We start from the raw sequence: 15283 nt of genomic DNA, 5'->3' as shown, positions 1-15283 counted from the left end.
AGGGACGCCGTCATACCAAAGGAGGAGGAACGGGCCGTGCGGTCCGACCCAAGTGGCCCCCGGGAACGGGCATCCGGACGGACGATCCGCGGCCGGGCGGCGGACAGGATGGGGTGGTCCCCTCAGCCACCTCGACAGGAGCCTTCCTCGTGACCACCACCCCCATCGCTCACCGCGCCACCGCAGTGGCCGCCCGCGCCACGGAACTGTCCAAGGTGTACGGACAGGGCGAGACCCAGGTGGTCGCGCTGGACCGGGTCACCGTGGACTTCCGGCAGGCGGAGTTCACCGCGATCATGGGCCCCTCGGGCTCCGGCAAGTCCACGCTGATGCACTGCGTGGCCGGCCTGGACAGCTTCAGCTCCGGGTCCGTACGGATCGGTGAGACCGAGCTCGGGTCGCTCAAGGACAAGCAGCTGACCCAGCTGCGCCGGGACAAGATCGGCTTCATCTTCCAGGCGTTCAACCTGCTGCCGACGCTGACCGGTCTTGAGAACATCACCCTCCCGATGGACATTGCGGGCCGCAAGCCGGACAAGCAGTGGCTGCAGCGAGTCATCGACATGGTGGGCCTGCAGGACCGGCTCAGCCACCGCCCCACCGAGCTCTCGGGCGGCCAGCAGCAACGCGTCGCCGTCGCCCGCGCCCTGGCCTCCCAGCCGGAGATCATCTTCGGTGACGAGCCGACCGGAAACCTGGACTCGCGCTCCGGCGCGGAGGTGCTGGGCTTCCTGCGCAACTCCGTACGCGAGATGGGGCAGACCGTCGTCATGGTCACGCACGACCCGGTGGCCGCCTCCTACGCCGACCGGGTGATCTTCCTGGCCGACGGCCAGATCGTCGACGAGATGCTGCACCCCACCGCGGACGGCGTCCTCGACCGGATGAAGGAGTTCGACGCCAGGGGCCGGACCAGCTGAACGACCGCTGACCCGTAGACCTCCGGCTCTCACACCAGGACTGACTCAGACATGTTCCGTACCGCCCTGCGCAATGTGCTCGCGCACAAGGCCAGACTGCTGATGACCGTACTCGCCGTAATGCTCGGCGTGGCCTTCGTCTCCGGCACCCTGGTCTTCACCGACACCCTCGGCAACGCCTACCGCAAGCAGTCGGCCAAGAGCTACGACAACGTCGCGGTCGCCGTCACCACGTACACCGACGGGAGCGACAGCAAGAAGAACGCCGGGATAGACACCAAGACCCTGGAGAAGATCCGGGGACTTGACGGGGTCGCCGGCGCCACCGGGCGGGTCTCCGGCTTCGCCGGCGTCGCCGACCAGGACGGCAAGCTGATCGGCAACGGCTGGTCCAACACCGGTGCGAACTTCGCCCCCGGCAAGGACGGCAAGGACGCCCAGTACACCTTCACCGACGGCTCGGGCCCGGTGAAGGACAGTCAGGTCGCCCTCGACCAGGACTCCGCGACCAAGGGCAGGTACGAGGTCGGGGACACCGTGCGGGTCGCGACCAACGGCCCGGTGAAGGAGTACACCCTCTCGGGTGTCTTCACCACCGAGGACGGCGCGGTCAACGCCGGCGGCAGCCTGGTTCTCTTCGACACCCCGGTCGCGCAGAAGCTGTATCTGCAGCCCGGCTACTTCAAGGACGTCACCGTCACCGCCGCGGCCGGAGCCTCCGACCAGAAGATCCTGGACACGGTCAAGCCGCTGCTGCCCAAGCACGCCGGGGCGCAGACCGGCAAGCAGCTCGCCGACGACCAGGCCAGGATGATCGAGGAGGGCCTCAGCAACCTCAACACGATGCTGCTCGCCTTCGCGGCCATCGCGCTCTTCGTCGGCGTCTTCCTGATCGCCAACACCTTCACCATGCTGGTCGCCCAGCGCACCAGGGAGCTGGCGCTGATGCGCGCCGTCGGCGCCTCGCGCCGCCAGGTCAAGCGCTCGGTGATGCTCGAGGCGCTGGTCGTCGGCGCACTCGCCTCCGTGATCGGCTTTGTCCTCGGTATCGGGCTGGCGACCGGGCTGCGTTCCGCGATGACCTCCTTCGGTGCGAAGGTGCCGGCGGGTCCGCTGATCATCTCGCCCACCGCGATCGCTTCCGCCCTCGCGGTCGGTGTGCTGGTCACCGTGCTCGCCGCGTGGCTGCCCGCCCGCCGGGCCGCGAAGATCCCGCCGGTGGCGGCGATGAGCAGCGTGCACGCGGTGGCGACCACCAAGTCGCTGGTCGTACGGAACTCCATCGGCGGCGTGATCACGCTGCTCGGCGCGGCCGGAATCCTCGGCGGCGCGGCGGTCGGCAAGGACGGCCGGATGCTCATCGCGGGCGGCGCGTTCCTGACGATGATCGGCATCATCGTGCTGATTCCGCTGCTGTCCCGTCCCGTGATCGCGCTGGCGCGTCCGCTGCTGCACCGTGTGTTCGGAGTGTCCGGCAAGCTGGCCGGCCAGAACGCGGTCCGTAATCCGCGCCGTACCGGAGCCACCGCCTCGGCGCTGGCCATCGGTCTGACTCTGGTCACCGGCCTCTCGGTACTCGGCGTCACGATGGGCCGTGCCGTGGACAAGATGACCACGGACAACATCAGGGCCGACTACATGGTGACGATGGCCGGCGGCGGTGCGCTGGACAAGTCGGCGCTGACCGCGCTGGAGAAGGCGAAGGGTGTCAGCGCGGTCTCCCCGCAGCAGGCCACCTCGCTGGAGATCAAGGGCGAATGGCACTCGGTCTCCGCGGTCACTCCAGGGGACGTGGAGAAGGTCTTCGACCTCAAGACGGTCTCCGGCTCCCTGGCCACCCTCGGCAAGGGCCAGATCGCGGTCGCCGAGAAGACCGCCAAGTCCAACGGCTGGAAGCCCGGTGACTCGCTGTCGGTGAAGTTCGGCGACGACCAGGACGGCGGCAAGGCCGAGACGAAGAACCTGACGGTCGGCGCGGTCTACACCGACAACGAGTTCCTCTCGCCTGTGCTGGTGTCCACGGACATCGTCGCTCCGTACGAGGCGAAGCCGTACATCCCCGAGGTCTGGGTGAAGATGGACGGCGGCCCGACCAAGGCCAACGAGCAGGCTTTGGTGGACGCGCTGGGTAACAGCCCGGCGATGAGCGTCATGGACCAGCAGGACATCCGGAACAAGTTCGGCGGCATGATCAACACCCTGCTGAACATCATGTACGGACTGCTGGCGATGGCCCTGATCATTGCGGTCCTCGGCGTCATCAACACCCTCGCGATGTCCGTCTTCGAGCGACAGCAGGAGATCGGCATGCTGCGGGCGATCGGCCTGGACCGCCGCAAGGTCAAGCGCATGATCCGCCTGGAGGCGGTGGTGATCTCGGTCTTCGGCGCGGTGATCGGTGTCGGGCTCGGGTCCTTCCTGGCCTGGGCGATCGGCGAGACGATCAGGAAGCAGATCCCCGGGTACGCGCTGGTCATGCCGTGGGACCGGATCGGGATCTTCCTGCTGCTCGCCGGTGTGGTCGGGGTACTGGCCGCGCTGTGGCCGGCGCGCAGTGCCGCGAAGCTGAACATGCTGACGGCGATCAAGACCGAGTAGGTCCTGTACGCCGCAAGGGCCCCGCGACCTGTGCAGGTCGCGGGGCCCTTGCGCTTGCGCCCGGATCGCCCGGAACGTCAGTCGGCCCCAGGCCGACTCACCCGGCCCGATTCCATTCGCGCGTACGCAGCGGCAGCCCGGATGTCCCGCTCTCCGGCGACTTCACGGCCAGGATCTGGTTGACCCCGATCCTGTTGCGCTCGAAGGAGAGCGCGCAGGCAGCCATGTAGAGCCGCCAGACACGGGCGCGGCCAGGAGTGCTGAGCCGCACCGCCTTGCGCCAGTTCGCCTCCAGGTTGGCGACCCACTGGCGCAGTGTGAGTGCGTAGTGCTCGCGGATCGACTCGACGTCACGGACCTCGAAGCCGGCTTCCTCGAGCGTGCCGACGGTACGGCCGAGCGGGGCGAGCTCACCGTCCGGGAAGACGTACCGGTCGATGAACTCGTCCACCTGGTAGGCGGATTCGTCCTTCTCGGGGCGGCGGGCGATCTGGTGGTTGAGCAGCCGGCCGCCGGGCCTGAGGAGCGAGAAGAGCTGTTCGGCGTACTCGTGGTAGCGGAGCTCGCCGACGTGTTCGGCCATGCCGATGGAGGAAATGGCGTCGTACGGACCGTCCCTGACGTCCCGGTAGTCCTGAACGCGGATCTCGATCCGGTCGGTGAGGCCCTCTTCGGCGATGCGCTTGCGGGCGAAGGCGGCCTGCTCACGGGAGAGAGTGACGCCGATGACCTGGACGCCGTACTCGCGGGCGGCATGGATGGCCATGGCGCCCCAGCCGCAGCCGACGTCGAGCAGCCGGTTCCCCTCCTTCAGGTCGAGCTTGCGGCAGATGAGGTCGAGCTTGTCGCGCTGGGCGTCTTCGAGACTGCTGTCCTCGTCCTCCCAGTACGCGCACGAGTAGACCATCGACGGCCCGAGCACCAGCGCGTAGAAGTCGTTGCCTACGTCGTAGTGGTGGCTGATGGCCCGCTTGTCGCGGAGCTTGGTGTGCAGCGACCCCAAGCGCCGCCGGACTTCCTCGGGGGGCGGGGCGGGCGGTGGCAGCATCCCGCCGATCTTCAGCAGCCCGCGGGCGGCGGCGCGCATGCGCGGATCGCGGAGGGGGTGGACGCTGTCCGTGGACTCGTCGCCGCGCTCCCAGAGGAGCCCGGCGAGCAGGCCGAGCGCGGTGTACAGATCGCCGTCGACATCGATCTCCCCGGCCACCCAGGCCCGGACCAGCCCGAGCTCCCCGGGCCGCCACAACAGTCGGCGCAGCGCGCGCCGGTGCCGAATGACGAGAACGGGACCGCCCGGCGGCCCGGCCTCGCTGCCGTCCCAGGCCCGGATACGGACCGGGAGCGGGTCTCCGAGCAACTCCTCGGCAAGAGTGGTCAGCCGCAGTGCGGCGTCGGCCATGGCGCACACCTCCGTGACGGTGGATCCCAGAAATGCTGCGCACCACGCGCGCTGGGCTGCGCGGTGCACTCCAGGGAACAATCCGACCACCCTGCGTGCTTCCCGACATCACGCAATGCCCGAGCAAAATACCTGCATGTCACACGTACCCGTCCGGGCGACGGGAACGGGCGCGTGCGGCTGCGCCGTTGACGGAAGAAATGTCCCGCGCACGGCCGAAGGGGCCGCCCGCACCACGGATGGCGGGCGACCCCTTCGGGGTAGGACAAGCTGTGCTGCTGCGGCTAGGAGGCCTTGGCCTTCTCTGCTTCCGTCTTCTTCGCTTCGGCCTTCTCCGCTTCCGGCTTCGGAGCGGCCGCCGGAGCCGGCTTCGCCGCCTCGTAGAACTCCTCGCGCGGCGACTCCATCGCGCCGAGCGAGACGACCTCACGCTTCAGGAACATCGCCAGCGTCCAGTCCGCGAAGACACGGATCTTGCGGTTCCAGGTCGGCATCGCCATACCGTGGTAGCCACGGTGCATGTACCAGGCGAGCCGGCCCTTGAGCTTGATCTTCACCTTGCCCATGACGATCATCGCGACGCCCTTGTGCATGCCGAGACCGGCCACCGCACCCTTGTTGGCGTGGCTGTACTCCTTCTGCGGGAAGCCCCGCATACCGGAGATGACGTTGTCGCCGAGGAGCCGCGCCTGACGCAGCGCGTGCTGGGCGTTCGGCGGGCACCAGGCGTTCTCCACGCCGGCCTTGCGGGCCGCGACGTCCGGGACCTGGGCGTTGTCGCCGGCGGCCCAGATGTAGTCGGTGCCCTGGACCTGCAGCGTCGTCGTGGTGTCGACGTGGCCGCGCGGGCCCAGCGGCAGGCCGTAGCGGGCCAGCGCCGGGTTCGGCTTCACACCGGCCGTCCACACGATGGTGCTGGAGTCGACCTCGAGGCCGTTCTTCAGCACCACGTGGCCGTCCACGCAGGAGTCCATCGACGTCGAGAGGTAGATCTCGATGCCGCGGCCCTCGAGGTGTTCCTTGCCGTACTTGCCCAGCTTCGGACCGACCTCGGGAAGGATCTTGTCGGCCGCGTCGACCAGGACGAAGCGCATGTCCTCGCGCTTGACGTTCGTGTAGTACTTGGCCGCGTCGCGCGCCAGGTCCTCCACCTCGCCGATGGTCTCGGCGCCGGCGAAGCCGCCGCCCACGAAGACGAAGGTGAGCGCCTTGCGGCGGACGTCCTCATCGGTCGTCGAGTCGGCCTTGTCGAGCTGCTCGAGTACGTGGTTGCGCAGGCCGATGGCCTCTTCGATGCCCTTCATACCGATGCCCTGCTCGGCGAGGCCGGGGATCGGGAAGGTGCGGGAGATCGCGCCGAGCGCGACGACCAGGTAGTCGAAGGGCACCTCGTACGCCTCGCCGACGAGCGGCGAGATCGTGGCGACCTTGCGGTCCTGATCAATGGTGGTGACCCGACCGGTGAGCACCTCGGCCTTGGGCAGGACGCGTCGCAGCGGGACGACGACGTGCCTCGGCGAGATGCTGCCGGCGGCAGCTTCGGGGAGGAAGGGCTGGTACGTCATGTACGAGCGCGGGTCCACGACCGTGACGGTCGCTTCCGCGTAACGCATCTTCTTCAGAATGCGTCGAGCTGCGTACAGGCCTACGTACCCACCGCCTACAACGAGGATCCTGGGACGCTCCGTGGTGCTCATGCCATCGAGTATCCACCCCCCTCGGAGGGGGTGCTCGTGAGCCCCTTCACAAGCTCCCGACCCACCTCTGCTACACTGCGCCGCCCACGTGACCCAGGTCATGGCGGCGGAGGGGAACCACGGTGTAAAGGCAAACGCTGTTCGCCCCCCGTGAGCTGGTCCCTAAGGGGCCGCCCGGCGGTGGACCACTGTCCTGATCAACGCTCCCGCAACATGCCTGTATCCGTCCGGAATGCACGCACCCGGGACGGACGGGTGGGCCGCGGGGGGCTTTCGACCCCCCGCAGCGCCCAACAAGGACGTTTTCCTTGTGAAGAACTTCACGAAGTTCGTCGCGCCGCAGTCGCGAGACCGGTCTCTAGGCGATGGACCAGGCGATCCCGTCGAGGATGTCGTGCTCGCTGACGACCACTTCGCGCGCGCCGATCCGCTCCATGATCTCCCTCAGCACCAGCGCCCCGGCGCCGATGACATCCACCCGCCCCGGGTGCATGACCCGGTACGCGGCGCGCTGCTCGTGCGTGGAGTCCAGCAGCGTGTCGCTGATCCTCACCACCTGCTCGTAAGGGATCCGGGCGTGGTGGATCTTCGCCGAGTCGTATGCGTCGAGGCCGAGCGCGATCCCCGCGACCGTCGTCACCGATCCGGCGAGACCGACCAGGGTGCGCGCCTCCCGCAGCGGGACGGTCTCCTCCGCCAGGTCGAGCGCGGCCCGGATGTCCGCGCGGATCGCGGCGACCTCGTCGGCCGCCGGCGGATCGTTGCGGATGTGACGCTCCGTGAGCCGTACGCAGCCGATGTCGACCGACCGCGCGGCCAGCACGTGCTCCTCGCCGACGACGAACTCGGTCGAGCCGCCGCCGATGTCCACGACCAGGCGCTCCTCGTGGCCCGGCAGGCCACCGGTGGCGCCGGTGAAGGAGAACTCCGCCTCCTGCTCGCCGGTGATCACCTCGGGCTCGACGCCGAGGATGTCGAGGACGCCGCGGACGAACTCGTCGCGGTTCTCGGCATCACGCGAGGCGGAGGTGGCCACGAAGCGGAGCTTCTCGGCACGGTGCTCCTTGATGACGGCGGCGTACTCGCGGCAGGCCGCGAAGGTCCGCTCCAGCGCCTCGGGCGCGAGCCGTCCGGTGCGGTCCACGTCCTGACCCAGCCGGACGATGATCATCCGCCGGTCGAGGTCGACCAGCTCGCCGGTCTCGGGGTCCGCGTCGGCGACGAGGAGGCGGATGGAGTTCGTACCGCAGTCGACGGCGGCGACCCGGGTCACTCCTTGTCCCCTTCTTCACGAGCCGCGGCTTCTTCGCGGGGCGCGGCTTCTTCGCGGGGCGCGGCTTCTTCGCGGGGCGCGGCTTCTTCACACGGCGCGACACAGGGGCCCTTGCGCCACCACTCGGGGAGCAGGGCGATCGCCTCGTCGCCCAGCGGGTTGACCCCGGGCCCGGCCGCGAGCGAGTGGCCGACCAGGACGTGCAGGCACTTCACCCGGTCGGGCATGCCGCCGGCGCTGGGGAAGCCCTCCAGCACCTCGATCGCGTCACGGCGCGCGATGTAGTCCTCGTGGGCGGCGCGGTACGCGGCGGCCAGCTCCGGGTCGGTCGCCAGGCGCTCGGTCATCTCCTTCATGACGCCGTTCGCCTCGAGCGTGCCGATCGCCGACGCGGCCCGCGGGCAGGTCAGGTAGTACAGCGTCGGGAACGGGGTGCCGTCGGGGAGCCGCGGAGCGGTCTCGACGACATCGGGCCGGCCGCACGGGCAGCGGTGCGCGATCGCGCGCAGACCGCGCGGCGGGCGGCCGAGCTGCTCCTTGAACGCGGCGATGTCCGCGTGGGTCGGCTCAGTGGGGTCGGTGGTGGGAGGGGGCGTTTCCATGCCTGCCTTGGTTCTACTCGGCTGCTACTTGCGGTCGGCGTTGTCGACGCCGTCCCAGACGTTCGAGTACCAGGGACGGTCCGCCGCGCCTTCGTCGGTACGGCGGTGCTCGGCGGCCTCGGGGTCGATCACCGTGTACCCAGTCTCTCCCGGAAGCACGAAGTGCAGGTGCTCGCGGGCCAGCCGCTCGATGTACCTGTCGTCCTGAAGGCGCGCCTTCTCGTCCCTGAGCCGCTCGACCTGCTGCTCGGCGTCGTCCATCCGGCGCCTCTGCTCGGCGATGTCGGCGCGCTGGGAGACGTACTGACGCATCGGGTACGCGAGGGCGACGACCAGCGAGCAGATCACCAGGGTCAGAAACGCCGCCCGGCCGGTGAGCCGGGAGCGGCGGTCCTGCCGGCGGCTCTGCGAACGGTAGACGCGGGCCGCGGTCTGCTCGCCGAGCACCCGCAGCCTGGTCGCGGTGGAGAACCGGTCCTGGTCCCCTTTGCGTGCCATGGTCTCACCTCCCCATTACGCGCGTACGTCCCCGGACACGGTACGGGACCGTGACCGGGGACGCTTCGCTTCGCTACGCCTTTGCCACCCATTCACTTCTCTGGATGCACAGCGCGAATGACAGGGCGTCAGCCGGTGATCAGCCCTTGAAGCGCGGGAAGGCGGAGCGGCCCGCGTACACCGCGGCGTCGTCGAGGATCTCCTCGATACGCAGCAGCTGGTTGTACTTGGCGACGCGCTCGGAGCGGGCGGGGGCGCCGGTCTTGATCTGGCCGCAGTTGGTGGCGACGGCCAGGTCGGCGATGGTGACGTCCTCGGTCTCGCCGGAGCGGTGGGACATCATGCACTTGAAGCCGCTGCGCTGGGCGAGCTCCACGGCATCCAGGGTCTCGGTCAGCGAACCGATCTGGTTCACCTTGACGAGCAGCGCGTTCGCGGCGCCGTCCTCGATGCCGCGGGCCAGGCGCTCCGGGTTGGTGACGAACAGGTCGTCGCCGACGATCTGGACCTTGGTGCCCAGCTTGTCGGTGAGGACCTTCCAGCCGGCCCAGTCGTCCTCGAAGAGCGGGTCCTCGATGGAGACGAGCGGGTAGGCCGCCACGAGCTCCTCGTAGTACTCGGTCATCTCGGCGGCCGAGCGGGACTTGCCCTCGAACTCGTACAGGCCGTCCTTGTAGAACTCGGACGCGGCGACGTCGAGCGCCAGCGCGATGTCCTTGCCCGGGGCGTAACCGGCCTGCTTGATGGCCTCGAGGATGAGGTCCAGGGCGGCGCGGTTGGAATCCAGGTTCGGCGCGAAGCCGCCCTCGTCGCCGAGGCCGGTGGAGAGGCCCTTGGTCTTCAGGACGGACTTGAGGGTGTGGTAGACCTCGGCGCCCCAGCGCAGGGCCTCGGAGAAGGACTCGGCGCCGATCGGCGCGATCATGAACTCCTGGATGTCCACGTTGGAGTCGGCGTGCGAGCCGCCGTTCAGGATGTTCATCATCGGAACGGGCAGCAGGTGCGCGTTCGGGCCGCCGAGGTAGCGGAAGAGCGGCAGGTCGGAGGCCTCGGAGGCGGCGTGCGCGACGGCGAGGGAGACGCCGAGGATGGCGTTGGCACCGAGGGAGGACTTGTCCGGAGTGGCGTCCAGGTCGAACATCGCCTGGTCGATCAGGCGCTGCTCGGTGGCGTCGTAGCCGACGAGCTCCGGGCCGATCTGCTCGATGACGGCGAGGACGGCCTTCTCGACGCCCTTGCCCTGGTAGCGGTTCTGGTCACCGTCGCGGAGCTCAAGAGCCTCGAACGCACCGGTGGAGGCGCCGGACGGAACAGCAGCACGGCCCGTGCTGCCGTCGTCGAGGCCAACCTCGACCTCGACCGTGGGGTTGCCTCGGGAGTCCAGGATTTCCCGGGCTACGACGACGTCGATGGACGGCACGAGCATCTCCTTCTGGGATGTGACGCGAGAAGTGCAGGGTCTCTTGGCCTTGCGACATGAGCCTAACCGGCTCCACGGCATCGGCCAGCCGTTGCCCGCCCGCTGGGACGAAAAACGCCCCGAAGACTCGCGGCGCAGGACAAACAGCACGTGAACTACCTGCGGGTAACGCCACGAGGGCCCGGCAAGGACCGGTAACGACGGGTACCGACCGGGACAGACAGCGCCCCGGCCCAGCGCGTACGGGGGGAGACGCGCCGGACCGGGGGCTGGGACCCGGCCCAGCGCGTACGGGGGGGAGACGCGCCGGACCGGAGTCTGGGACCCGGGGTCAGCTCAGGTGGAGCTGCTGGCCCGGGAAGATCACATCGGAGTCCTTGACGATGTCCTTGTTGAGGTCGAACAGCTTCTGCCAGCCGCCCTTGACCTTCTTGGCCTCGGCGATCGTGCCGAGGGTGTCGCCGGCCTTGACCTTGTACTCGCCGTCGCCCTTCTTGAAGCCCTTGGCGGCGGGCGCGGACTTCGCCGGGGCGGCGGGGCGCTCGGAGCGCGTCGTGGGGGCCTCGGCGCGCTTCGGGGCGGGCTTCGGGGCGGGCTGCGCCTGCTGCGTGGTGCCGGAGCCACCGTTGTAGGCGGCGTTGGACAGGCCGACGCCGCAGTTCGGCCAGGCACCCTTGCCCTGCCCGGCCAGGACCTTCTCGGCGACCGCTATCTGCTGGGACTTGGAGGCCTGGTCGGCGGAGGAGGCGTACGCCGTGCCGCCGTACGCGGCCCAGGTGGAGGCCGAGAACTGCAGGCCGCCGTAGAAGCCGTTGCCGGTGTTGATGGACCAGTTGCCACCGGCCTCGCACTGGGCGACCTTGTCCCACTCGGAGGCGGTCGCGGCGGAGGCGGAGGTGGCGCCCATCAGCGGGGCGGCGACGACGGCACCGGTGACACCGGCGAACGCGGCGATACGGGCAGTCCGATCAAGAACGGTCGGGCGGCGGTGCTTGTTCTTGCTGGAAAACAGCATGGAACATCTCCTCACCGACGCCTACGAGGTGAGCTGTCGGGTTCGGGCCAAGTGAGTTGCCCGGCCGCGCGTCCTGCGCGCAGCTTCACCCCAAGCCGGTCCGTCGGCCGTTGCGTACTGCTCTCAACGGCCGGGCCCGGCGCTTACCTTGGGTCCCCCGCTCCTGCCTTCGGCGCTCTGTGCGAACGACTACTCCCCCCGACCGGCGGCAGGATTCGGCGTGACGGTCAGTGGTGCCCGCGGTGGCGAGCGGTTCAGACCGTAGACACAGCTCTCCCCGATGTCCAAAGACGAACATCGGGGAGAAATCGCCCATTTCGCTGCTCAGGGAACTCTCGTTTCCGCAGGTGAGAAGCGGAACAACCGGACCCGAGGGGCGAGATATGCCAGTTGGGACAAAGAGACCCATGTCTCAGTTGAACAAACTCGGACATACATCGGCGAACTGCCGCTACTTCACGTCCAGATCGAGGCTCTGGCCAGGGAGGATGAGATCCGGATCGGCGCCGACCGTCTCGCGGTTCGCCTCGTAGATCGCGGACCAGCCACCGGTCAGCTTCTGCTCGTCGGCGATGGCCCACAGGCTGTCGCCGGGGCGGACGGTGTACTCGCCGGGCAGGGCGTCCGCTTTGCCGTCGCTGCCGGTCTTGTCGACCTCGTCACGTGTCGCACCGTCACCTCGCGAGGCATGGCGGGCATCTTCGCGCGGATTGTCCGTATTGCCCGGCTCGGCCTCCTCCGGGGCGCCACGGTGCTTGCCGGTGCCGCTGTCGGCGCCGGCGTCCTGCCCCGCACCCGGCTTCGCCGACCCGGACGGCCGGGTCGACGCCTTGGGGCTCGCCGGCGCGGAGGAGTCCGCGGACGGCTCGGCGGACGGCTCGGCGGATCCGGAGGTCCCGGCGGAGGGCTCCGCGGACGCGGCCGGCGGCGCGGGGGTGCTCTGCCCCGGCGACGGCATGGCGCCCGGGTCGACACCGGTCGCGGCGCCGTCGTTCGTCAGCCCCGACAACAGCGAACAGGTGGCCCACGCCTGGGGACCCTGCGCGTCGAGGACCTTCTCCGCGACCGCGATCTGCTGGGAGCGGCTCGCGAGGTCGGCGGTGGGCGCATACGCCGTACCGCCGAAGTCCTGCCAGGTCTCCTGCGAGAGCTGCAGACCGCCGTAGAACCCGTTGCCGAGGTCTGCGCTCCACATGCCGCCGCTCTCGCACTCCGCGACGCGGTCCCACGTGGAGGCGTCGGCGGCGGAGGCCGATCCGGCGCCGAGCAGCGGGATGGCGATGGCCGATCCAGTCACCCCTGCCGCGACGACGATGGCCGGAGCCTGGCGGGGTCGGCGGTGTCGTCCGTTCCCGGAGCGCATGCGGTTGCCTTTCGCGTGACTACAGACGTGACTACAGCCATGTCCGCGGATCTGACCACAGGCCTGACCACAGATGTGACTGGTGGGACGACGGTGAAGGTAGCCGCATTCGAACGCTGGTCACAAGTCGATGCAGCGGAGATCACGTGAAAGTCACAGTCTTGACGCTTCGTCAGATTTATCGAGGTGTGAACTCAACGGGCAGAGTGCGCAATCCGCGCATAATGAGCCCCCCGCGCCATCGCAAATCGGCCGGATCTCCCGCAAGCCGCAAGTCGGGCATCCTGCGGAGCAGCGTCGCCAGCGCCGTCTGCCCCTCCAGCCGGGCGAGCGGCGCACCGAGGCAGTAGTGGATGCCGTGCCCGTACCCGAGATGCTGGTTGTCGCGCCGGGAGAGGTCGAGAATGTCCGGGTCCGTGAACCGCTCCGGGTCCCGGTCGGCCGCGGCGAGCACGACGAGTACGGGATCGCCGGCGGCGATGTCCTGTCCGCCGAGGCTGAGCGGCTGCGTGGCGAACCGCCAGGTCGCGAGCTCCACCGGCCCGTCGTACCGCAGCAGTTCCTCGACACCTGTCGCGAGCAGCTCGCTCTCCCCGGCCGCGAGGGAGGCCTGGAGCCGCTCCCGCTGCGCCGGGTTGCGCAACAGCGCGTAGACGCCGTTGCCGATGAGATTGACCGTCGTCTCGAAGCCCGCGAAGAGAAGAATGAAGGCCATCGCGGCGGCCTCGTTCTCGGTGAGGTGCTCGCCGTGGTCACTGGCGCGAATGAGGCCCGAGATGAGATCGTCGCCCGGATCTTCCCTTTTACGGTGGATGAGTTCGGCGAGATAGCCACGCATCTTCTTCACAGAACGAGCGACACCGCCACGCGGCCCGCCGCCGTGCCGGATCATCATGCCCGCCCAGTCGCGGAAGTCGTCCTGGTCCTCACGCGGGACTCCGAGCATGTCGCAGATGGCGTAGATGGGGAGTGGGAACGCGAACTCATGAATGAGGTCCGCCTCTCCCTTCTCCACGCTGTGCTGATTCTCGAAGATTGTGTCAATGAGACGGTCCGTCAACTCCTGCACCCGCGGCGCGAATTCGGCGACCCGGCCCGGAGTGAACGCCTTCGACACCAGCCGCCGCAACCGGGTGTGGTCGGGCGGGTCGATGTTCAGCAGATGCGTCATCAGCTCGGCCTTGCGCTCGCCCGGGATCCCCGTCTTCCCCTTGGCGTGCGCGGGCTCGGCGTGGTGCACCGGGTTCTTGGACAGCCGCTGGTCGGCGAGCGCCTGCTTGGCGTCGGCGTACCGGGTCACCAGCCATGCCTCGACCCCGCTGGGGAGCCGGGTGCGGTGCACGGGGGCGTGCTCGCGCAGCCAGGCGTAGGCGGGGTAGGGGTCGGTGGCGAACTCCCAGGTGAAGAGTTCGGGGGCAGGTGTGTTGCTCACGCCCCGACGTTATCCGGCTTCCCGTCGAGCGCCTTCCTTGCACCGGGGCAACGAAAGGTACTAACCGGCGTGGCCCTCCGCCACGCGGATCGCATCCCGGTAGGCCCGGGCAGCGGCGCGCAGTGCGGCCTCCGGATCCGTGCCCGCCTCCTCGGCACGAGCAGCGAGGGCGAGCAGTTCGTACCCGATGCCCTCGCCGGCGGGCAGCGGCACGGTAAGTCCCGCGGTACGGACCCGGGAGGCGAGCTTCGCGGCGAGCGCGAGGCCGGGCTGGCCCAGCGGCACGCCGTCCGTGACCGAGTCCCGCTGCTTCTCGATGGCCTTCGTGCGGAGCCAGTGCTCCTTCACGTCCTCCGGCGTCTCGGCGCTCTCGTCGCCGAAGACATGCGGATGGCGGTGGATCAGCTTCTCCACGATCGTCCCGGCGACGTCGTCGATGGAGAACGGCTCGTCCTGATCCTCCTCCGCGATGCGCGCGTGGAAGACGACCTGGAGGAGTACGTCCCCGAGCTCCTCCCGCAGCTCGTCGCGGTCGCCGTCCTCGATCGCCTCGACGAGTTCGTACGCCTCCTCGATGCCGTACTTGGCGAGGCCCTTGTGGGTCTGCTGCGAGGACCACGGGCACTCGAGCCTGATCCGGTCCATGACCTGGACGAGGTCGATGAGACGGGCGCCGGGCAGGTCGTACGAGCCGGGGAGCAGCTCCAGATCCGGCATCTGCACCCGTCCGGACCCGGCCAGCCTGGCGAGCCCGTCGGTCAGGGCCCGGTCGCCCTCGCCGGACGGGACGACCACGACGGTACGGCCTCCCCCAGAGCCTCCGGCCTGGGAGGTACCCCCGGCGCAGGCGTCGACGAGCTCCTGTGCGGTGGGCGCGGCGATCTCGACGTCGACACCCGCCTCGCGCAGATACGGCAGCTGCGGATGACCCTCGTCGGCGCACAGCACCCGGTCGGCGGCGTGCAGCGTCTGCCACGCGGGCCAGGACAACAGCCCGGGCGCGACGCGGTGGCTGGCGGTGAGCAGGACGATACGGCCGGAGGCAACGGGTGCTTCTGTGGTCACC

At 69.2% G+C, this 15283-nt stretch carries 12 protein-coding genes and 1 riboswitch; of the genes, 2 read left to right on the top strand and 10 right to left on the bottom strand.

What is annotated here, in order from left to right:
* Positions 1–149: 149 nt before the first annotated feature.
* Together AB0D12_RS16830 and AB0D12_RS16825 are read left to right on the top strand one after the other, a co-directional pair.
* On the top strand, positions 150–920 hold the full coding sequence (locus tag AB0D12_RS16830; protein WP_362682537.1) for an ABC transporter ATP-binding protein: 771 nt from the start codon (positions 150–152) through the stop codon (positions 918–920).
* A 51-nt stretch (positions 921–971) separates the two neighbouring features.
* Positions 972–3518 carry an ABC transporter permease gene (locus AB0D12_RS16825; protein WP_362682535.1) on the top strand — a complete coding sequence of 849 codons (2547 nt, stop codon included), beginning with the start codon at positions 972–974 and terminating at the stop codon, positions 3516–3518.
* A 97-nt stretch (positions 3519–3615) separates the two neighbouring features.
* Here AB0D12_RS16825 and AB0D12_RS16820 read toward each other — a convergent pair whose 3' ends face one another.
* The 10 genes from AB0D12_RS16820 to AB0D12_RS16775 form a co-directional block, all read right to left on the bottom strand.
* The gene (locus AB0D12_RS16820) at positions 3616–4917 is read right to left on the bottom strand and encodes a cyclopropane-fatty-acyl-phospholipid synthase family protein (RefSeq protein WP_362682533.1); all 1302 of its coding nucleotides are present in this window, start codon (positions 4915–4917) and stop codon (positions 3616–3618) included.
* A 284-nt stretch (positions 4918–5201) separates the two neighbouring features.
* Positions 5202–6614 (bottom strand): NAD(P)/FAD-dependent oxidoreductase, encoded by a 1413-nt coding sequence (locus AB0D12_RS16815; protein ID WP_362682531.1) that lies wholly within the window; start codon positions 6612–6614, stop codon positions 5202–5204.
* Between the two features lie 358 nt (positions 6615–6972).
* Positions 6973–7887 (bottom strand): Ppx/GppA phosphatase family protein, encoded by a 915-nt coding sequence (locus tag AB0D12_RS16810; protein ID WP_362682529.1) that lies wholly within the window; start codon positions 7885–7887, stop codon positions 6973–6975.
* Entirely contained in the window at positions 7884–8489 is a 606-nt protein-coding gene (locus AB0D12_RS16805; protein ID WP_362682526.1) for a DUF501 domain-containing protein, read from the bottom strand. Before AB0D12_RS16805 ends, AB0D12_RS16810 begins: the two co-directional genes overlap by 4 nt.
* 24 nt (positions 8490–8513) lie before the next feature.
* Positions 8514–8987, bottom strand: a complete 474-nt coding sequence (locus tag AB0D12_RS16800; RefSeq protein ID WP_362682523.1) for a septum formation initiator family protein — start codon at positions 8985–8987, stop codon at positions 8514–8516.
* A 139-nt stretch (positions 8988–9126) separates the two neighbouring features.
* The gene (gene eno / locus AB0D12_RS16795; RefSeq protein WP_327324051.1) at positions 9127–10413 is read right to left on the bottom strand and encodes a phosphopyruvate hydratase; all 1287 of its coding nucleotides are present in this window, start codon (positions 10411–10413) and stop codon (positions 9127–9129) included.
* A gap of 325 nt (positions 10414–10738) precedes the next feature.
* Positions 10739–11422, bottom strand: a complete 684-nt coding sequence (locus AB0D12_RS16790) for a transglycosylase family protein (protein ID WP_362682520.1) — start codon at positions 11420–11422, stop codon at positions 10739–10741.
* A 3-nt stretch (positions 11423–11425) separates the two neighbouring features.
* A riboswitch (cyclic di-AMP (ydaO/yuaA leader) is annotated at positions 11426–11607 on the bottom strand.
* 266 nt (positions 11608–11873) lie between these two features.
* Positions 11874–12785, bottom strand: coding sequence for a transglycosylase family protein (locus AB0D12_RS16785; protein ID WP_362682518.1), 912 nt, complete (start codon positions 12783–12785; stop codon positions 11874–11876).
* 178 nt (positions 12786–12963) lie between these two features.
* Positions 12964–14217, bottom strand: coding sequence for a cytochrome P450 (locus AB0D12_RS16780; protein WP_362682515.1), 1254 nt, complete (start codon positions 14215–14217; stop codon positions 12964–12966).
* Positions 14218–14277: 60 nt separating this feature from the next.
* The gene (locus AB0D12_RS16775) at positions 14278–15282 is read right to left on the bottom strand and encodes a nucleoside triphosphate pyrophosphohydrolase (RefSeq protein WP_362682512.1); all 1005 of its coding nucleotides are present in this window, start codon (positions 15280–15282) and stop codon (positions 14278–14280) included.
* Position 15283: the final 1 nt, after the last annotated feature.

Source organism: Streptomyces sp. NPDC048479, from assembly GCF_040651435.1.
In the GTDB taxonomy this organism is placed as follows: Bacteria; Actinomycetota; Actinomycetes; order Streptomycetales; family Streptomycetaceae; genus Streptomyces.
Note: the sequence above shows the minus strand (reverse complement) of the source record. Positions and strands in the feature narration are given on the sequence as shown.